At 73.8% G+C, this 18,503-nt stretch carries 14 protein-coding genes; 2 read left to right on the forward strand and 12 right to left on the reverse strand.

Features of this window, described 5'->3' with window-relative positions; translation table 11 throughout:
- Positions 1-18 precede the first annotated feature (18 nt).
- A complete protein-coding gene (locus tag AC07FK_RS16440) occupies positions 19-1,041 on the reverse strand; it encodes a sigma-70 family RNA polymerase sigma factor (protein ID WP_479105568.1) in 1,023 nt (340 codons plus the stop codon).
- Between the two features lie 319 nt (positions 1,042-1,360).
- Positions 1,361-2,122: a dioxygenase family protein gene (locus tag AC07FK_RS16445; protein ID WP_479105852.1), complete on the reverse strand. Its 762-nt coding sequence runs from the start codon at positions 2,120-2,122 to the stop codon at positions 1,361-1,363.
- A gap of 102 nt (positions 2,123-2,224) precedes the next feature.
- Between AC07FK_RS16445 and AC07FK_RS16450 the strand changes: the two genes are divergently transcribed.
- Positions 2,225-2,716, forward strand: a complete 492-nt coding sequence (locus AC07FK_RS16450) for a MarR family winged helix-turn-helix transcriptional regulator (protein WP_479105569.1) — start codon at positions 2,225-2,227, stop codon at positions 2,714-2,716.
- Between the two features lie 117 nt (positions 2,717-2,833).
- Here AC07FK_RS16450 and AC07FK_RS16455 read toward each other — a convergent pair whose 3' ends face one another.
- Together AC07FK_RS16455 and AC07FK_RS16460 are read right to left on the reverse strand one after the other, a co-directional pair.
- The gene (locus tag AC07FK_RS16455) at positions 2,834-4,354 is read right to left on the reverse strand and encodes an MFS transporter (RefSeq protein WP_479105570.1); all 1,521 of its coding nucleotides are present in this window, start codon (positions 4,352-4,354) and stop codon (positions 2,834-2,836) included.
- A gap of 75 nt (positions 4,355-4,429) precedes the next feature.
- On the reverse strand, positions 4,430-5,086 hold the full coding sequence (locus tag AC07FK_RS16460) for a TetR/AcrR family transcriptional regulator (protein WP_479105571.1): 657 nt from the start codon (positions 5,084-5,086) through the stop codon (positions 4,430-4,432).
- A 249-nt stretch (positions 5,087-5,335) separates the two neighbouring features.
- Between AC07FK_RS16460 and AC07FK_RS16465 the strand changes: the two genes are divergently transcribed.
- Positions 5,336-6,643 (forward strand): M6 family metalloprotease domain-containing protein, encoded by a 1,308-nt coding sequence (locus tag AC07FK_RS16465; protein WP_479105572.1) that lies wholly within the window; start codon positions 5,336-5,338, stop codon positions 6,641-6,643.
- A gap of 93 nt (positions 6,644-6,736) precedes the next feature.
- Here AC07FK_RS16465 and AC07FK_RS16470 read toward each other — a convergent pair whose 3' ends face one another.
- From AC07FK_RS16470 to AC07FK_RS16505, 8 genes are all read right to left on the reverse strand, one after another.
- Positions 6,737-8,422, reverse strand: coding sequence for a class I adenylate-forming enzyme family protein (locus tag AC07FK_RS16470; RefSeq protein ID WP_479105573.1), 1,686 nt, complete (start codon positions 8,420-8,422; stop codon positions 6,737-6,739).
- Positions 8,423-8,616: 194 nt separating this feature from the next.
- Positions 8,617-9,624 carry an NAD-dependent epimerase/dehydratase family protein gene (locus AC07FK_RS16475; protein WP_479105574.1) on the reverse strand — a complete coding sequence of 336 codons (1,008 nt, stop codon included), beginning with the start codon at positions 9,622-9,624 and terminating at the stop codon, positions 8,617-8,619.
- 85 nt (positions 9,625-9,709) lie between these two features.
- Positions 9,710-10,843 carry a hypothetical protein gene (locus AC07FK_RS16480; protein WP_479105575.1) on the reverse strand — a complete coding sequence of 378 codons (1,134 nt, stop codon included), beginning with the start codon at positions 10,841-10,843 and terminating at the stop codon, positions 9,710-9,712.
- Positions 10,840-11,541 carry an HAD family hydrolase gene (locus tag AC07FK_RS16485; protein WP_479105576.1) on the reverse strand — a complete coding sequence of 234 codons (702 nt, stop codon included), beginning with the start codon at positions 11,539-11,541 and terminating at the stop codon, positions 10,840-10,842. The genes AC07FK_RS16480 and AC07FK_RS16485 overlap by 4 nt, the downstream gene beginning before the upstream one ends.
- Positions 11,534-12,781 carry an ATP-grasp domain-containing protein gene (locus tag AC07FK_RS16490; protein ID WP_479105577.1) on the reverse strand — a complete coding sequence of 416 codons (1,248 nt, stop codon included), beginning with the start codon at positions 12,779-12,781 and terminating at the stop codon, positions 11,534-11,536. Before AC07FK_RS16490 ends, AC07FK_RS16485 begins: the two co-directional genes overlap by 8 nt.
- 163 nt (positions 12,782-12,944) lie before the next feature.
- Positions 12,945-15,545: a non-ribosomal peptide synthetase gene (locus AC07FK_RS16495; protein WP_479105578.1), complete on the reverse strand. Its 2,601-nt coding sequence runs from the start codon at positions 15,543-15,545 to the stop codon at positions 12,945-12,947.
- Positions 15,542-17,164, reverse strand: coding sequence for an AMP-binding protein (locus tag AC07FK_RS16500; protein WP_479105579.1), 1,623 nt, complete (start codon positions 17,162-17,164; stop codon positions 15,542-15,544). The genes AC07FK_RS16495 and AC07FK_RS16500 overlap by 4 nt, the downstream gene beginning before the upstream one ends.
- A complete protein-coding gene (locus AC07FK_RS16505; protein WP_479105580.1) occupies positions 17,143-18,456 on the reverse strand; it encodes an enoyl-CoA hydratase/isomerase family protein in 1,314 nt (437 codons plus the stop codon). The genes AC07FK_RS16500 and AC07FK_RS16505 overlap by 22 nt, the downstream gene beginning before the upstream one ends.
- Positions 18,457-18,503: the final 47 nt, after the last annotated feature.

An 18,503-nucleotide genomic window follows, 5' to 3' on the forward strand; every position in this document is an offset into this window, starting at 1 on the left:
GGGGACGGGACGGGTGGCTCAGGCGGCCGATTCGAAGCCGGTGTCGCGCGCCAGGCGCTTCAGCTCCAGCAGCGCGTGCTTCTCTATCTGCCTGATCCGCTCGCGGGTCAGGCCGTGCTGCTTGCCGACCTCGGTCAGGGTCCGCTCCCGGCCGTCCTCGATGCCGTACCGCATGCGGATGATCGAGGCGGTGCGCTCGTCGAGGTGGCCGATGAGGCTCTCCAGTTCCTCGCTGCGCAGCAGCGAGAGCACCGACTGCTCGGGCGAGACGGCGGAGGTGTCCTCCAGCAGATCGCCGAACTGCGTCTCACCGGCGTCGTCGACCGGCATGTTCAGTGAGACGGGGTCGCGCGCCCAGTCGAGGACGTCGCTGACCCGCTCGGGCTTGGCCTCCAGCTCGGCGGCGATCTCCGCGTGCTCCGGGTCGCGCCCGTGCATGCGGTTGAACTCGCGCTGCACGCGCCGGATGCGGCCCAGCTCCTCCACGAGGTGCACGGGGAGGCGGATGGTGCGGGACTGGTCGGCTATGGAACGGGTGATGGCCTGCCGGATCCACCAGGTCGCGTACGTCGAGAACTTGAAGCCCTTGGTGTAGTCGAACTTCTCGACGGCGCGCACCAGGCCGGCGTTGCCCTCCTGGATCAGGTCGAGCAAGGGCAGGCCACTGCGCGGGTAGCGGCGCGCGACGGCCACCACGAGACGCAGGTTGGACCGGATGAAGAGGTCCTTGGCGCGCTCCCCCTGGGCGACCAGCGCTTCGAGTTCCTCGCGGGACGCCCCCTCTGCCCCGCTCCCCCCCTCCCCGGCGACGGCCGAGGTCACTTCCTTGTCGAGGATCTGCTGGGCGTACACGCCCGCCTCGATGGTCTGTGAGAGGTCGACTTCCTTGGCGGCGTCGAGCAGCGGCGTCCGTGCGATTTCGTCGAGGTACATGCCGACCAGGTCACGGTCGGCGATCTCCCCGCCTGCGGCGCGAACGCTGCGTACCCCGCCGGATCCGCCGGTGGCGGTCTGACGACGGGCGACGGCACGGGTTGCCATGCGTGCTCCCTTGCTGAGTAGGTCGCGATGGGTTGGCTGCCGGACTCCCTTCGGGTGCCCCGCTTCCGTTGGAAACAACGACTGGAAACCGGACAGAATTCCCCTGGCGTGCATTCATTTTCGTGATCATGCAGTACCCTGTCCGCCGCCACGGACACACGCACACCGAGGGGACCCGCGGAGGCGCAGGTCAGCCCGGGAGTCGGGGCCGTCCCGGCCGCCTCACGCCTCCCACCCCCGAAGACGCCCCCCACGGCCCCCTGGTTGCCCGGAAGGCCCGTTCCGCCGCCCGAACGGCCCGTTCCGCCGCCCGCCCCGCTCAGCCGAACTGCAGCGAGCGCTTCGCCAGCCCCATCCAGAAGCCGTCGATCACGTCCCGCCGCGCGCCCAGCTCGTCCTCTGCCGCGCCCAGCGTCACGAACAGCGGGGCGAAGTGCTCGGTGCGCGGGTGGGCGAGCCGGCCGGCCGGGGACTTGTGCTCGAAGTCGAGCAGCGCGTCGACGTCCGCCGCCTCCAGCGCCTCGTGCCCCCACGCGTCAAACTCGGCCGACCAGCCGGGGACCCCGCCGCCCGGGTGCCGCAGGGCGGCCAGGTTGTGGGTGAAGAAGCCGCTGCCGACGATCAGCACGCCCTCGTCGCGCAGCGGCGCGAGCTTGCGCCCGATGTCCATCAGACGGCGCGGGTCGAGCGTGGGCATGGAGATCTGGAGTACGGGGATGTCGGCCGCCGGGAACATCTCGACCAGCGGGACGTACGCCCCGTGGTCGAGCCCGCGGTCCGGGATGTCCTGGACGGGCGTACCGGCCCCGCGCAGCAGCTTGCGTACCGCTTCGGCCAGCCGGGGGGCGCCGGGGGCGGCGTACTCCACGCGGTAGTAGTGCTCCGGGAAGCCCCAGAAGTCGTACACGAGCGGCGTCGTGTGCGTCGCGCCGAGCGCGAGCGGGGCCTCCTCCCAGTGGGCGGAGACCATGAGGATCGCCCGTGGGCGCGGCAGTCCGGCGGCCCAGGCGGCGAGCTGACCGGGCCATACGGGGTCGTCGGCCAGCGGCGGGGCGCCGTGGCTCAGGTAGAGGGCGGGCATGCGCTCCATGGCCGGACCTTCCCTTGAAGTTTCAAGCTTTCCTCTCCATGACCCTACGCCTATCTAGTTTAACCTTCAAGAAGTGGGTCGTAGAGTGGTGCCATGACGACGGCACCCCGCTGGCTCAGCGAACAGGAACAGCGCACCTGGCGCGCCTACCTCCAGGCGACCACGCTGCTCGAGGACCACCTCGACCGCCAGCTCCAGCGCGACGCGGGGATGCCGCACGTCTACTACGGCCTGCTCGTGCAGCTCTCCCAGGCGCCGGAGCGGCGGCTGCGCATGACCGAGCTGGCCCAGACCGCGAAGATCACCCGATCCCGGCTCTCGCACGCCGTCGCCCGCCTGGAGCGCAACGGCTGGGTGCGCCGCGAGGACTGCCCGTCCGACCGGCGGGGGCAGAACGCCGTACTGACGGACGAGGGGTACGAGGTCCTGCGGCGCACCGCGCCCGGACATGTCGCCACCGTCCGCCAGGCGATGTTCGACCGGCTCACCCCGGAGCAGGCGGGGCAACTCGGCGAGATCATGCGGATCATGGCCGAGGGGCTCCAGCCGAAGGACACGGACGCGGACCTGCCCTGGCTCCGCTGAGGGATGCCGGGGCAGGTCCGGGGCGTGCCGCGTCGCGCGCCGGCCGGTGGGTGGGTGACGACCGGTGGGTGACGACCGGGGCGGCACGCGGACGACGGGCCAGTGCGCGACGACCGGTCAGTGCGCGACGACGGGGATCTTCAGCTCGTCCTCGGCGCCGGTGTCCGCGCCCCCGGAGGCGACCGTGGTCGCACCCGGCCGGCCGGTGTTGATCAGCGTCAGCGCGATCGTCGCGGAGACGGCCAGGATGCCGACCGCCCACCAGATGGCGCTCGCGTAGCCGTGCACCATCGCCTGCGCCTGGAGCAACCGCTCGTCGGTGGCGCCGGCGGCGTGCGAGGCGACGTACGCCGTGGTGGCGCTGGCCGCGATGGTGTTCAGCAGCGCCGTGCCGATCGCGCCGCCGACCTGCTGGGAGGTGTTGACCATGGCGGAGGCCACGCCCGCGTCGCGCGGCTCGATGCCGTGCGTCGCCAGCGACATGGCCGGCATGAACGCCGTACCCATGCCCAGACCCAGCAGCACCTGCGCGGGCAGGATGAGCCCGGCGTACGACGAACCGATCTCCAGCTGCGTCAGCAGCAGCATGCCGAGCGCCGCGACCAGGAAGCCGGGACCCATCAGGTAGCGGGGCGCCACCCGCGTCATCAGGCGGGCGCCGATCTGGGTCGAGCCCGTGATCATGCCCGCGATCATCGGCAGGAAGGCGAAGCCGGTCTTGACCGGCGAGAAGCCCTTCACGATCTGGAGGTAGTAGGTGAGGAAGAGGAAGAGGCCGAACATCGCGATGACGGCGAGGCCGAGCGAGGCGTAGACACCGCCGCGGTTGCGCTCCAGCAGGACGCGCAGCGGCAGCAGCGGCGACTTGACCTTCGACTCGACGAGCACGAACGCGGCGAGCAGCACGGCGGAGGCGATGAACAGGCTGATCGTGGCGCCCGCCGCCCAGCCGTCGGTCTCGGCGCGCGTGAAGCCGTACACCAGCGCGACCAGGCCCAGGGTGGAGAGCACGACGCCCGGGATGTCGAGCGGCGAGCGGTTGCGGCCGCCGGCCGGCTCGCGGATCACGAAGTAGGCGCCGGCCGCGGCGACGACGGCGAAGGGGATGTTGACGAAGAAGGTCCAGCGCCAGTCCAGGTACTCGGTGAGGAAGCCGCCCAGGATCAGGCCGACCGCGCCACCGCCGCCCGCGATCGCGCCGAAGATGCCGAACGCCTTGGCGCGCTCCTTCACATCGGTGAACGTCACCGCGAGCAGCGAGAGCGCGGCCGGCGCGAGCAGCGCGCCGAAGGCGCCCTGGAGGGCGCGCGAGCCCAGCATCATCGCCTCGTTGGTGGCGGCGCCGCCGAGCGCGGAGGCCGCGGCGAAGCCGAGCAGGCCGACGGTGAAGGTGCGCTTGCGGCCCCACAGGTCGGCGATCCGGCCGCCGAAGAGCAGCAGTCCGCCGAAGGCCAGGGCGTACGCGGTGATGACCCACTGCCGGTTGGCGTCGGATATGCCCAGGTCGTGCTGGGCCGACGGCAGCGCGATGTTCACGATCGTCGCGTCGAGCACCACCATCAGCTGGGCGAGGGCGATGAAGACCAGCGCTTTCCAGCGGTTGGGGTCGGGAAGGAGCGTGTCGGCTGTTTTTGGCATGGAGGTGTCCACCTAGGGGTGCGAAAAGCGTGAAAGGTACGTAAGCGAGGGGTCAGCGGCAGGGGTGGGTGGGAGTCACGACTCCCGGCGCAGGCCCTCCAAGGTCGCGGGTGAGCCGGGGAGAGCGGAACGCGCCGGTGCCTCCAGGCCGTCGAGGAAGAGTTGCAGGTGCCGGTGCACGAACTGGTCGAAGTGCATGCAGGCGCTGCCCGGCAGCGGCCGGGTGAGCTGGGAGAGGCCGACCAGGAGGTCGCCGACCGCCACGTCGTCGCGCAGTCGCCCGGCCCGCCGTGCGCGTGCCATGAGGCTGTCGACGGCCTCTTCGAGGCGGTCGCGCGCGGCGAGCAGTTCGGGGTGCTCCTTGTCGAAGCCGCCGGAGAGCATCGGGCACAGCGCCCCGATGCGCTCGTCGGCGGCCGCGTGGACGAAGCGGCGGAGCGCGTCGAACGCGTCGGCCTCCTCGGCGGTGGCCGCGTCGGCCTGGTCGGTGGTGCGGGACATGACGGAGACGACCACGTGGTGGATCAGGTCCTCGCGGTCGGGGAAGTGCCGGTACAGCGTCGCGTTGCCGACGCCCGCGCGGCGGGCGATCTCGTCGAGCGGCACGTCCGGGCCGAACTCGACGAACATCTCGCGCGCGGCCGTGACGATCCGCTCCCGGTTGCGCAGGGCGTCGGCCCGCGGGCGCGGGGCACGGCGCTGAGCGGTTTCGGGGCTGGTGACGGCGGCCACGGCGCTTCCTCTCGTACGGAACCGGGTCCGAACCGGGGATCGATTCCCCGCTTCGGTGAACACAGGTGCAAACGGGGAGAGCCTCCCCGGTTATTTCCCTGGACCGCACATGTGAGCCGGATCACAGCCGAGCGCGGAAATTCGCACGATCGGGCCACCCGGCGCGCGCCCGGACGGCCCCCGGCGGAGGGTGATCGAACCAGAGCAGTCAGGGACGGCCGGCTGCCGCGGACCCGAAGGCGAATCTCTATGCAGCAGACCCGCCCCCGGATACGCAAGCCCCGCCACCTCGTCAGCGTCGCCGCCCTCACCGGCCTCGCCCTCACCTCCGTGACCTCCGCGGGCTCCCCGCTGGGCAGCGGCTCCAACGCGTCGGCAGGCCCGGTGTCCGCCGCCGACCAGTCGGTGTCGGTGGCGGACGAGGCCGCCCTGAAGCCGTGCCGGATCGCGGGCACGATGGGCGTGCAGATGTCGGAAGGACTGCCGACACCGCCCGGTTTCGCCCGCTCCACGGGCGACGTGCGCGCCCTCACCCTGATGATCGACTTCGCGGACGCGCCGGGGAAGGGCCCGGCCCGCGACCGGTTCGAGGAGTTCTTCCCGCAGACGACGCGGTGGTTCGAGACGAGCTCGTACGGGCGGCTGCGCTACCGGCCCGTCGCGCCGTTCACCGACTGGGTGCGGATGCCGCTGCCCTTCGCGGCGTACGGGATAGACCGCGGCTCACCGTACGAACCCGGCTACCGCAACCTCGTCCAGGACATCATCGCGGAGACCGACGACCGGGTGGACTTCCGCGCGTACGACCTGGTCAACATCCTCGTCACGCCCAACGCCGGCCCCTCGGCCCTGGAGACCGTCCTGTCCGTCACCTTCTCCGGTCACGACGACGCGCCGCGCGCCGACGGCGTCCCGCTCGCCAACACCTCGTTCGTCTACAGCCGTCAGGACGACGGGTCGGGGTCGTACGGCGAGACGGGTTTCCGGGTGCTGCCGCACGAGAACGGCCACGTCTTCGGGCTGCCGGACCTCTACACCGTGGACGGCGGCGGGGCGGTCGGGCACTGGGACATCATGTCCGAGGACTGGGGGGCCAACAACGACCTGCTGGGCTGGCACAAGTGGAAGCTGGGCTGGCTCGACAGCGAGCAGATCCGCTGCGCGTCCGCGCGCGGCACCAGCGAGCACGTCCTCGCGCCGCTCGCCGCCCGCGACGCCGGCGACCGGGCGAAGCTGGTGTTCGTACCGCTGACCGAGCGGACGGGGTACGCCGTCGAGGTGCGCACCCGGGCGGGCAACGACGACGCCGTCTGCAAGCCGGGCGTCCTGATCTACCGGGTCGACGCCGACGTGGACACGGGCAACGGGCCGGTGACCGTCGCGGACAGCGAGCGCGACAGCGGGGGCTGCACGCGGCAGCCCAATGTGCACGCGGAGCTTTCGGACGCGCCGTTCGAGGAGGGCGAGACGTTCCGGGACCGGCAGTACGGCGTCCGGATCTCGGTGACGGAACGCGACGAACGCGGCGACTTCCGGGTCCGGGTCACGCGCCGCTAGCCGACGGGCGCCGGTCCGGCGTCGGTGACGGGGCACCGAACGCGCCGGTCCCGGCGGCGGCCACCCGCCCTCCGGTCACCGCCGCCCCCGCCCTCACCCGCCGCCGGCGAACAGGACCACAGCGGCCCGCAGTTCCCGCTTGAGGACCTTCCCGGTGGCGTTGCGGGGCAGCGGTTCGTCCCGTACGAGCACGTGGGCGGGCACCTTGAACGCGGCGAGGCGCCCGCCGACGTGCGCGCGGAGCTCGTCCGCTCCGGCCGCGGCGCCGGGCCGCAGCCGCACGACGGCGGCGACCTCCTCGCCCAGCACGGGGTGCGGGACGCCGACCACGGCGGCGTCGAGGACGGCGGGGTGGTCGTGCAGCACGCTCTCGACCTCGGCGCAGTACACGTTCTCGCCGCCGCGGACGACCATGTCCTTGATCCGGTCGACGATGCTGACGCGGCCGTCCCGCACGGTCGCGAGGTCCCCGGTCCTGAACCACCCGCCGTCGGCGAAGGCCCGCGCCGTGGCTTCGGGGTCGTTCCAGTACCCGCGGAAGAGCGACTGCCCGCGCAGCCAGAGCTCACCGACCTCGCCGTCCGGCAGCGGCTGCCCCTGCGGCCCGGCGACGCGTACCTCGGTGCCCGGTGCGGGGCGGCCGACTGCGGCGGGGTCCGCGCGGTAGGCCGCGCCGAACTGGGCCGTCACGCCGCCGCAGGTCTCGGTGAGCCCGTAGCCGTTGCGCGGCTCCACGCGCTCGCCGTAGCGGGCGGTGAGGCGTCCGACGAGGCCGGCGGGCGCGGCGGCCCCGCCGGTGTTGAGCATGACGAGACTCTCCAGGCCGTCCCCGGCGGCCTCGGCGGCGTCGAGCAGCTGGAGGGCGGTGGCCGGCACGCCGGCGTAGTGCGTCACACGGTGCTCGCGGATCAGCGCGAGCGCCCGGCCGGCGTCCCACTTGCGCATGAGGACGAGGGCGCCGCCGGTCGCCATGACGGAGTACAGCGCGGTGAAGGCGGCGACGTGGAAGAACGGGAACGTCATGAGCGAGACGGGGGCGGGCCCCTGCCCCGGAATCCGCCCGCGCCCGAGCGCGGAGAGCGCGGCGTGGAAGAGGGGGTGCGTGGCGGCCCCGGTCTGCGCGAGGTGGGTGGCGACGGCGCCCTTCGGCCGGCCCGTGGTGCCCGAGGTGTAGATGATCGTGGCGTCGTCCTCGGCCCGTACGTCGACGTCGGGCGGCCCGAGCAGTGGATCGGCCGCCCGGATCCCCTCGTAGACCTCGCCCCACTCCCCCGCGTCGCCGTGGAACACCACGACGCGGGGCCGCTCCTCGCGGCCCCCGAGCCACGGCTCCACACGGGGCAGCCGCTCGCCGTCGACGAGCAGCACGGCGGGCGCGCAGTCGTCGAGCGCGTACGCGAACTCCGGCGCGGTCCACCAGGCGTTGAGCGGCACGGCGACAAGACCGGCCAACTGGGCCGCCCAGAAGGCCACTTGCCATTCGGGGTGGTTGCGCATGGCGATGACGGCCCGGTCACCGGGCACGAGCCCGTACTCGCCGGCGAACCGCCGCGCGAGGGCGCAGGCCGCCGCGAAGAACTCGCCGTACGAGTAGGTGCCGCTCTCCGCGACCAGGAACGGCCGGTCCCCGTACGCCCAGGTCGCCTCGACGAACTCCCGGAGGGTCCGGGGCCCGCGGGCGTACAGCGGGCCGCCGTCCTCGCCGCGTACGACCTCGAAGGGCGCCCCGGGGGCGGTCAGCGCGGTTTCGGCGGCGCGCGGGGGATCGTTGTTCGGCACGGACGGACCTCTCCAAGCGGTTGCTCAGTCCTCCGGACGCTATGCGGGGCGCCGCCGCGCGTCAAGATCGGTGCATCGGCCATCTTTCTCCGCCGGCGACCGGGCGCGGACGCCGGCTGAGCGCCGGCGCCGGCCCGCCCGGCCCCGGGACCGGAGGGGCGGCTCCCGTCCCGGGGCGTCCTGCGGACGTGGGCTCAGGCGCCGGTCGGGCCGGCCGCCCCGAGCCCCGCCAGGGCCGCCGCCTCCCTGTCGGCCGGCAGCCCGTCCGCGAGGGGCGGCGCCACGTCGGCGGGCAGGGCCTGCCGCCAGGCCCAGGTGTCGCGCACCGTGTCCAGGACCGGCCGGCAGCGCAGGCCCGTGGCCAGCACCCGGGACACGTCGCCCGCGTGCACCGCCGCGTGGAGCTCGCTGCCCGGCGCAGCCCAGATCGGCAGGTCGCTCCACCCCTCGACGCCCGCCGCGGCCAAGTCCTCGGGCGAGGCCCAGCACAGCTCGGCGTCGGCCCCGGTGACCCGGACGCAGGCGTCGAGGAGGTCGCCCATCGTGGCGTGTCCGAGCGGACCGACCATGTTGTACGGGCCGTACCGGCCGGCGTCCAGGGCGTCGAGGACCCAGGCCGCGAGGTCGCGGGCGTCGACGTACTGGAGCGGGGTGTCGCGCGGGCCGGGAGCGAGGACCCGGCCGCCCCGGGCCACCCGCTCCAGCCACCAGGTCAGGCGGCCGGGGGTCTCGCGCGGGCCGAGGAGCAGCCCGGCCCGGACGATCAGGGTGCGCTCCTCTCCGAACTCCCGGAGCACGGCCAGCTCCGCGCCGCGCTTGTCCGCCGGGTACTCCGTCGCGTCGGCGTCGGGGTCGCCCTCGGCGAGCGGGCCGTCCTCGCCGAGGCCCGCAGGGGCGGGCCAGGCGTACACCGAACGGCTGGAGACGAACGCGTAGCGGCCGACGCGGCCGGACAGCAGCCGGGCCGCGTCGCGCACGGCGGACGGGGCGGACGACCAGGTGTCGACGACCGCGTCCCACTCGCCGGTGGCGAGGGCGGCGAGCCCGTCGGGCGCGGTGCGGTCCCCGTGCAGGACCCGCACACCGTCCGGAGCCGGGTGCTCGCCCCGGTGAAAGACCGTCACCTCCCAGCCCCGGTCGCGTGCGGCCTCGGCGACCGCGCGGCCGCCGAAGTCGGTCCCGCCGAGCAGCAACAGCTTCACAGCTTCCCCTGCGCCTTCTCCGTGGTGGTGATGGTGGTGTCGGTGATGGTGGTGTCGTCCTGCCGGACCGGTCCGCCGGCCGCCGTCACTTGGCCGTCCGGGCGCGGTACGCCGCGAACCGCTCGCCGATCTCCACGGCGCGGTCCTCCGCCTCCGACAGCTTCATCTCGGCGCAGTCGTAACCCAGTTCCTCCGTCATGATCGCCATGGAGGACGGCTCGAAGACGACGGTGCCGTCCGCGCGTATCTCGCGGATGCCGTCCTGCACCTGGCCGGAGACGTTGATGGCGTGCGCCTCGTCCTCCGTCATGCCGTCCGGCAGCAGCGGCCGGAACTTGCCGCCCTCGATCGCCACCGGGAAGCCGCCCAGCGCGCCGTCCGCGCCGGGCGCGTGAACGACGGCGTCGCGCTCGTCGGCCAGCGGCTCCAGGACGCTGAGGGCGGAGGCGGCCGTCATGGTCTGCCCCGGCATGCCGCCGGTGCGGCGGTACTGGCCGGGCAGCCGGTTCAGCAGCGCCTCGACGTCCAGCTCGGCGGTGACGTCGCGGCCGTCGACGCGGATGCCCAGGCCCATGGCGGCGGGTCCGCTGTTGCCGTGGCGCGACAGGCGGTGCGAGACGTAGTGGTGGGCGACGAGCCGCACCTCGACGTCCGCGGTGCTGCGGCCGAGCTCGTCGGCGGCGGCCGCGGTGATGCCGGGGACGTTGTTGGCGACGTTGCCGATGCCGATGTCGGGCGACAGGCCGATCGCGGCGAGCGCCGGGTGCACGGCGTCGGGGTAGGCCGCGTTCACGACGACGGCCTCGGTGCCGGAGAGCTTGACGGCCTCCATGGCCTTCATCACCGGGACGAGGTGCATCGGCAGCCACGGGCCGTAGTTGGCGGCGTACACGCGCTGGAAGGCGGACGGCTCCAGCGTGGAGATGACCCACCACGACTGGTAGCTGGCGGCGAGGAAGACGACGTCGGGCGCGAAGGCCGCGATGCGCTCGGCGGTGCGGGCCACGTCGGTCAGGTCCGTGACCGCGTGGCTGACGGTGGGCGCGTAACCCCGCTGAACCGCACAGAAGCGGGTCAGGTTGGCGGCGCGCAGCACCACTTCCTCGTCCCGGCCGACGAGCTGCACGTGCCGGTCGGCCGTGCTGTGGGCGAGCTCGTGGAAGGCGCGGCGGCCGATGTCTCCGGCGCCCAGGACCATGATCTTGCGGGGGGTGTTCACGAGGTACCTCCGAGGTGGGCGGTGGCGAGCGAGGAGGGGGCCGCGAGCCGGTGCGCGTCGCGGACCAGGCGGGGCAGGTCCCGCATGGAGGGGAAGGCGAGGGCGCCGTCGCGGTGCGGGCCGACGGCGGGATCGGCGGTGTACTGGAGGACCCGCATGCCGGCGGCGAGGGCGGCGTCCACACCGACCGGGCTGTCCTCGACCACGACGCAGTCGTCCACGGCGGCGCCGCATTCGGCGGCCGCCCAGAGGAACAGCTTCGGATCGGGCTTCCAGGCGCCGATGTCGTACGCGGAGAAGAGCCGGCCCTCGAAGTGGTGCAGGATGCCGGACTTGCCGAGGCGGTCCGCCATGATCTCCGGCGGGCTGTTGGAGGCGACGCACATGCCGGTGCCGAGGACGGAGCTCAGCTGCTCCAGGGCGTACGCGACACCCTCGACGGGCTCCAGCCAGGAGCCGATGAGCTCATCGCACCTGGCGCGCGCGAGCGCCATGGCGTCGGCGGGCGGCGCGGAGCCGGAGATCTCCTCCATCAGGTCGATGCACTCCTGCATCTTCTTTCCGGAGAACAGCTCGTCCCGCTGCTCCTTGCCGAGGTGAAGACCCATCAGCCCGCCGACGTACGCGAGCCCGCCGTTCTCGGCGTCCTGGGTGTCGACCAGGACGCCGTCCAGGTCGAAGATGACGAACTCACTCATAAGTGATCCAGTCCACGTTCTCGATGGCGGCGACGGTCGCGGCCAGTTCCCGGTGGTTCGCGGCGGAGCCGATGACGGCCGCCGTGTTGCCGCGCGCGCCGATGCGCCAGTCCGCGGCGGCGCCCGGCTCGGCGAGCACGGTGACGCGGTCCACGTTCGGCAGCCGGCGCAGTGCGGAGACGTTGCGGATCGACTTCACCGTGCGGGCCCCGGCGGGCGGCACGATCAGGTAGTGGAAGGCGATCGGCCCGTCCTGCTTGACCTCGGGCGTCTCGTACGGGCGGCCCAGCGCGGCGGCGACGGCCACGTACGCGGGGTCGGAGGTGCCCGAGCGGACCGCGAGGTCGTCGACCCAGGCGCCGAGCCGGCCGTTGACCTCGATGACCCGGGGTCCTGCGGCGGTCAGCTTGATCTCCACGTCGGCTACGCCGTGGATGTTCAGGGCGCGCACCGCGCGGCACGCCAGGTCGCGCACGGCGCGCTCCTCGTCCTCGGGGACGACGGAGAAGCCGCCGTACCCGCCGCGCTCGCGGAACGGCTCGGCGAGCGCGAACTTGCTGGTGACGAACACCGGTCGCACGTCGTCGCCGTCGGCGACGCAGTCCACCGCGATGTAGTCGCCCCAGGGGGCCGGCGTCTCCCGGCCGGCCAGCAGCTCCTCCAGCATCACGGCGGTCTCGGTGGGGCCCTCGCCGTCGCCGGAGAACATCCCGGCGAGGGCGGCGCGGCACTCCTCGGCGGTCGTCACGGCCTGGGTGTTGCGGCTGGAGGCGCCGATCACCGGCTTGATGATGGCGGGCAGTCCGACGTGTGCGAGCGCCTCTTCGGCCTGCTCGGTCCCGGTGATCGTGCGGAAGCGGACGCTGTCGACGCCCGCGAGGGCGAAGCGCTCCCGCTGGAGGTCCTTGTGCGTGATCGCGCCGACGTCGGCGGGCCGGTGGTAGCGCAGGCCGAGCGCGTCGGCGAGCCGCACGGTCGCCGCGATCTGGAACTCGCTGAAGGTGATGATGCCCGCGGGGCAGAGCGCGCGCAGCGCGTCCACGAGTTCGTTCTCCGTGCGGCCCGCGCTGTCCACCACGGCGCCGACCGTCTCCAGCGTGGGGATCATCTCCCGGGCGTGGTCGGTCGCGGCCGTCACGAAGACCAGCGAGCAGCCGTTGTCCCGGGCGGCTTCCGCCAGCCGGGTCGGTGCGAGGCTCCCCGTGTCGTAGACGACGAGAAGCACCGGCTTGTCACTCATGGGTCAACCTCTGTGTTCCGGGGCCCGCGCGGGGCGGGGCCTGCGCCGGGGCGCGTGTACGTGCGGGCGATATCAGGGCGATACGGGACGATTTGACGGCCGAAGGCGTGCACCGGCCCTGCGGACCGCCGGGGTGGCGGTCCGCAGGGGGTGCGGCGTCGGATCAGGCCGCGGGGAATCCGCCGGCCCGGCGGGCGGTGGTCAGGGCCTTCGCGAGCGTCTCGACGGTCGGGCAGGTGAACAGCACCCGCACGGGGATCTCCAGGCCGAACTCCTCCTGGAGGCGCAGCGCCACCCGGGTCGCGGTGAGCGAGTCGCCGCCCAGCTCGAAGAAGTCGTCGTGGGCGCCGACCTCGTCGGCCCACAGCGCCTGGGCCCAGATCCGGGCGACCGCGCGTTCGGCGGGCGTACGGGGTGCGACGAACTCGGCCTCCAGAGCGGTCCGTTCGCCGTCGGGGGCGGGCAGCGCGGTGCGGTCCGTCTTGCCGCTGGTGGTCAGCGGCAGCCGGTCGAGGAAGACGAACACGCCGGGCACCATGTAGCCGGGCAGACCGCGCCCGCACCAGTCGCGCAGGGCGCCGACGCCCGGGGTGCGTCCCTCCACCGGCACGCAGTAGGCGACGAGCGCCTTCTCGCCGGGCGCTCCGCCGGGAACGTCCTCGCGGACGGTCACCACGCAGGAGTCGACGTCCGTGTGGGCGAGGAGCGCCGCCTCGATCTCGCCGAGCTCGATGCGGAAACCGCGCACCTTCACCTGGTGGTCGAGGCGGCCCAGGAACTCCAGGTTCCCGTCCGGCAGCCACCGGACCAGGTCCCCGGTGCGGTACACGCGCGCCGTGTCCCCGCCGGCGGCGTGCGCCGGGAAGGGGTGCGCGGTGAACCGCTCGCCGGTCAGGTCCGGGCGGCCGAGGTATCCGCGGGCCACTCCCCCGCCGCCGATGAGCAGTTCTCCCGGTACGCCGACCGGAACGGGCCGGTCGGCCTCGTCGACGACGTACACCTCGGTGTTCGGGGTGGGACGGCCGATGGGCACCGGTCCCGCCGCGTCGCGGATCTCGGCGACCGTGGCGTAGACGGTGGTCTCGGTCGGGCCGTAGCCGTTGACGACGCGGCGGCCGGTGCGCAGCATCGTGGCCGCCAGGTCGGCGGGCAGCGCCTCACCGGCGGTGAAGACGGTCAGGTCGCGCGGCTCGGGCCGGTCGCCGAGGGCCTCCAGCAGGGGCCGCCAGGCGGACGGGGTGGCCTGGACGAGGGTGACGTCGTGCCGGTCGACCAGGGCGGCGAGCGCCCGGGGCGTGTGGACCTGCTCGCGGTCGGCGCCGATGATCCGGCCGCCGGTGACCAGGGGCAGGAACACCTCGACGTTCGCGATGTCGAAGGTCGCCGACGTGGTGAACAGGACCCGGTCGCTCGCGGGCGCCGGGAAGGTCTCCCGCATCCCGAAGAGCAGGTTGACCAGCGAACCGAGCGTGATCGCGACACCCTTGGGGGTGCCGGTGGAGCCGGACGTGTAGAGGACGTACGCGAGGTCGTCCGGCCCGGCGGCGGGGGCGGGGTCCGCGTCGCCGCACGCGGCGACCGTCTCCCGGTCGGTGTCGACGGCGACGAGCACCCGTCCTTCGCCCGCCAGCCGCCCCCGCAGAGACTCCTGGGTGACGACGACGGGGGCGGCCGTGTCGCTCAGCACGAAATCCAGCCGGTCGACGGGGTGTTCGGGGTCGAGCGGCACGTACGCCCCGCCCGCCTTCAGCACCGCGAGCAGCGCGACGATCAGCTCGGGGCCGCGCTCCAGGCAGACGCCGACCGGCACACCGGGGGCGACGCCGAGGGACCGCAGGTGGTGGGCCAGCCGGTTGGCGCGGGTGTTGAGCCCGCCGTACGTCACCTCCTCGTCGCCGAAGACCACCGCGACCGCGCCGGGCGCGAGCCGGGCCCGCTCGGCCACCAGCTCGGCCACTCCCCGCCCTTCCGGGTAGGCGGCGGGCCGCGCGCTCCACTCGGTGAGCAGCGTGCGCCGCTCCGCGTCGTCGAGGATGGCGAGGTCGCCCGGCGCGGCGTCCGGGGTCGCGGCGACGGCGCCCAGCAGGGTCAGGTAGTTCCCGGCGAACCGCTCGGCGGTCGCGGCGTCGAACAGCGCGGTGCTGAAGTCGACGTGCAGGCCGATCTCCGCCTCGCGGTCCTCGCAGACCAGGACCAGGTCGGGCGGGCAGGCGCCGACGGTCAGGGCGGGCACGCCGTCGGCGGCGAACAGCGCCTGCACCAGCGGGTGGTGGCTGCCGTCGGACTCCGGTACGAGGTCCGCGACGAGGTCCGGGAACGGGACCGTCTGCCGGGCCCGCGCCTCGCGCACCGCCGCGCCGGCCCGCCGCACCAGGTCCCCGAAGGCAGCCGCCGCCAGGTCGGTCCGCACGACGGTGAGGTCGCCCGCCGCGGCCGCGCCCACGGCCACGTCGTGCCGCCGGCTCCAGCGGCCCAGCAGAAGCTGGTACGCCGCGAGCAGCACGACCGGCAGCGGCTCGCCGTACCCCGCGGCGGCCTTGCGCAGGGCGTCCGCCGTGCCGGCCGGGACGGTGCGGGTGCACCGGGCGGTGCCGGGCTCGCGCGCCGGGGTGCGCGAGCGGTCGGCCGGCAGCTCCAGGGGTTCGAGGCCGGCCAGCGCGGTGCGCCAGTGGCCGGGCCCGGCCGCCGGGTCCGTCACCCCGGCGGCGTCCCCGGCGGCGCCCTTCGCCGCGCCCGTGGTCGCGTCCTTGGTCGCGTCAGTCATGACCCCTCCGGGGTGCCGAGGATCCGCGCCAGTGCGTTGCGGTCCGTCTTTCCGTTGTCGTTGAGCGGCAGGCCGTCCAGCCGGGTGATCCGGGCGGGGACCATGTGCAGCGGGACCTGGTCGCGCAGCCAGGCGTCGAAGCGCGCCGGGTCCGTGTCGCGGCCCGCGTACGCGGCGGTCAGCTCGGTCTCGCCCTCCGCCGTCGGGAGCGCCACCACGGCGACGTCGACGACCGCCGGGTGACGGCGCAGCACCGCCTCCACTTCGCCGATCTCCACCCGGTGCCCGCGCACCTTCACCTGCTGGTCGAGCCGGCCGCAGTGCACCATGACGCCGTTCTCGCGGCGGACCCGGTCACCGGTGCGGTACCAGTGGCGGTCGGTGAGCGGCCCGGCGCCGTCGTACACGGTGGCCCGGCCGCCGTCCTCGTAGGAGAGGAACCGGCCGGCGTTCTCGCGCGGGTCGAGGTAGCCGTCGAACCGCTGCGGGCCGCGCACGCACAGCTCGCCCTCGTCGGCCGCGCGTCCGTCCTCGTCGAGCAGGACGCCCTCCATGCCCGGGTACATCGTGCCGATCGGCACGGTGCCGCCGCTGAACTCCGGCCAGTCCGGACTGGGCCCCGTGAGCCGGTGGTTGGAGCAGCAGATGACCAGCTCGGTCGGGCCGTACACGTTGTGGATCTGGGAGTGCGGCGCCACCTCGCGCCACAGCGCGGCGTGCTGCGCGGTGACCGGCTCGGCGCCGAACATACTGTGCTTGAGAGTGACGCAGCGCCCCAGCGGGAGGTTGCCGAGCCGCTGCGCCTCGCGCACCACCGAGGGCACCGAGAACCAGTGGGTCAGCTTCCGGTCGACGATGAAGTCGACCGGCGCGTAGAGGTCGGCCGCCGTCGGGACGACCAGGGTGCCGCCGCCGCCCCAGGTCGCGAAGAGGTCGAAGGCGTGCGCGTCGAAGGTCAGCCCGAAGACCTGGGTGAGCCGGCTGCCGGGGGCGATCTCGTAGCGCGGGATGTTGTGTTCGAGGTACGGGGAGAACTGGCGGTGCAGGATCGGCACGCCCTTGGGCTGTCCGGTCGACCCCGAGGTGAAGAGGATGTACGCCTCGCGTGCGAGGTCGGACGGAACCGGCGGCAGCGTCTCCTCCAGCGCCTCCTCCAGCAGGTCCTGGTCCGCGCGCTCGTCCTCGGCCAGCTCCAGCACGGTGGGCCGGTGGCGCTCGGGGAGCCGGGCGAACAGGCCGGCGGTCCGGTCCTCCACGAGGGCGACGGCGACCCCGGCGCGCTGGGCGATGTCGAGGTTGCGCTGCTGCGGGTAGTCCGGGTTCAGCGGGACCACGGCCGCGCCGAGCCGCTGGATCGCCAGGTAACCGGCGTACGCGCCCACCGAACGGGCGGCGGCGAGCGCCACCCGGTCCGGCAGTCCGCCGTGCTTGCGCACGATGCGGGCGGCGAGCACGAGGGCCAGGCGGCGCAGCTCGGCGTAGGTGAGGACCTCGTCGCCGATCTCCAGGGCGGGCTGGTCCGCCAGCCGCAGGGCCGACTCCTCGAACCACTGGTACATCGTGCGGTGGGGCAGGCGTGGGGTGTGGGTGTCGGGGGTCATCGGTTCCTCGATATCCATGTGCGTTCCAAGTTCTCCACCAGATCGCTGCTGGTCAGACGCCTGCACTGCTCGACGGCGTACGTCGCCATGTACTGGCGGAACACGTCTTCGGGCTCCTCGTGGGTGTGCAGGACGCGGCGGTTGCCGACCACGGCCGGGTTGGCCAGTCCGGCGGCCGCGGCCCGCACCGCCTCCTCCAGCCGGTCCGCCGGGACGGCGTCGTCGCACAGCAGCCGGCCCTCGGGGGAGGCCGCGTCGATCCGCCGGTCGGCGAAGATCGACTGCCGGGCCAGCCGGTTGCCGGCCACCCGCGGCATCCGCAGGTTGGCGGCGCCCGGGATGATGCCCTCGCGCAGCGCGGGGAGGGTGAACCAGGCGTCGTCCGCCGCGATCACGCGGTCGAAGACGAGCAGGATCTGCGCCCCGCCGCCGATCGCGAAGGTGTCCACCGCCGCGATCCAGGGCTTCTCGACCGGTTCCGGCAGCCAGCTCGCGCCGTCGTCCGGGACGCTCAGCCCGCGGAAGATCTTGTTGATGTAGCCGAGTTCGCGGGTCAGGAAGAAGTCGATGAGCGAGATCTCGCCCTCGTACAGGCGGGTGAGGTTGATGCCCGCGCTGAACACCCGGCGTCCGGCGTAGCGCGGGTGGGTCATCGGCGCGCCGCGCATGACGCCCACGCGCACCGAGTCGTCCAGGAGCACCAGGTCGACCGCCGCCTCCAGCGCCGCGACCAGCAGGTCGTCCTCGGCGTTGAGGAACCGCGTGTTGTGCACGGTCACCTCGCCCGTGTCCCCCCGTCGCCGCACCGACACGAGGCCGAGGTCGGCGTGCCCGGTGGCCCGGAAGCCGGGCAGCGCGGCCAGTGCCTTCTGCGTCGGCCTGCGCATGGCCTCCACGAGGTGGCGGCCCGCCGTGGCGGAACGCAGCAGGCCCCAGAAGAAGATGCCGTGGTCGGTCTCCCGGCCCTCCTTGTCACGCTGCGGCCTGCGCCGCTCCTCCTCGGCCTGCTCCTTCGTCGGTACGAGTCCGGGCATCAGCTCCGCCGCGCGGGCGGCGAGGTCGTCCAGGCGCAGGAACTCGCGGTGGCCGTCGGTCAGTTCGGCGTACAGGCTGTCCGCGTGGCGCTCCATGAAGCGCCGCCGGGCGCGGCGGGCCGCCGTGTGCGGCAGGCCCGCCGCCGACCGGTCCGCGCCGGGGCGCAGCAGCGCGTCCTCGACGCGGGCGAGGTGGGCGACGGTGTCCGCGCGGTCGTCGGCGTAGCCCCGCCCGAGGGCGGGCGCCGGCGCCCCCGTCGTCGTGTCCGTCGTCATGCCGCCCCCGTTTCCGGTGTGGTCTCTGCTGTTCGCGTCGTGCACGC

This window comes from Streptomyces sp. NPDC046122 (assembly GCF_056429965.1).

Coding starts and splice junctions, on each gene's coding strand:
- AC07FK_RS16440 (WP_479105568.1), bottom strand. CDS start 1,041: ATGGCAACCCGTGCCGTCGCCCGTCGTCAGACCGCCACCGGCGGATCC.
- AC07FK_RS16445 (WP_479105852.1), bottom strand. CDS start 2,122: ATGCCCGCCCTCTACCTGAGCCACGGCGCCCCGCCGCTGGCCGACGAC.
- AC07FK_RS16450 (WP_479105569.1), top strand. CDS start 2,225: ATGACGACGGCACCCCGCTGGCTCAGCGAACAGGAACAGCGCACCTGG.
- AC07FK_RS16455 (WP_479105570.1), bottom strand. CDS start 4,354: ATGCCAAAAACAGCCGACACGCTCCTTCCCGACCCCAACCGCTGGAAA.
- AC07FK_RS16465 (WP_479105572.1), top strand. CDS start 5,336: ATGCAGCAGACCCGCCCCCGGATACGCAAGCCCCGCCACCTCGTCAGC.
- AC07FK_RS16485 (WP_479105576.1), bottom strand. CDS start 11,541: ATGAGTGAGTTCGTCATCTTCGACCTGGACGGCGTCCTGGTCGACACC.
- AC07FK_RS16490 (WP_479105577.1), bottom strand. CDS start 12,781: ATGAGTGACAAGCCGGTGCTTCTCGTCGTCTACGACACGGGGAGCCTC.
- AC07FK_RS16495 (WP_479105578.1), bottom strand. CDS start 15,545: ATGACTGACGCGACCAAGGACGCGACCACGGGCGCGGCGAAGGGCGCC.
- AC07FK_RS16500 (WP_479105579.1), bottom strand. CDS start 17,164: ATGGATATCGAGGAACCGATGACCCCCGACACCCACACCCCACGCCTG.
- AC07FK_RS16505 (WP_479105580.1), bottom strand. CDS start 18,456: ATGACGACGGACACGACGACGGGGGCGCCGGCGCCCGCCCTCGGGCGG.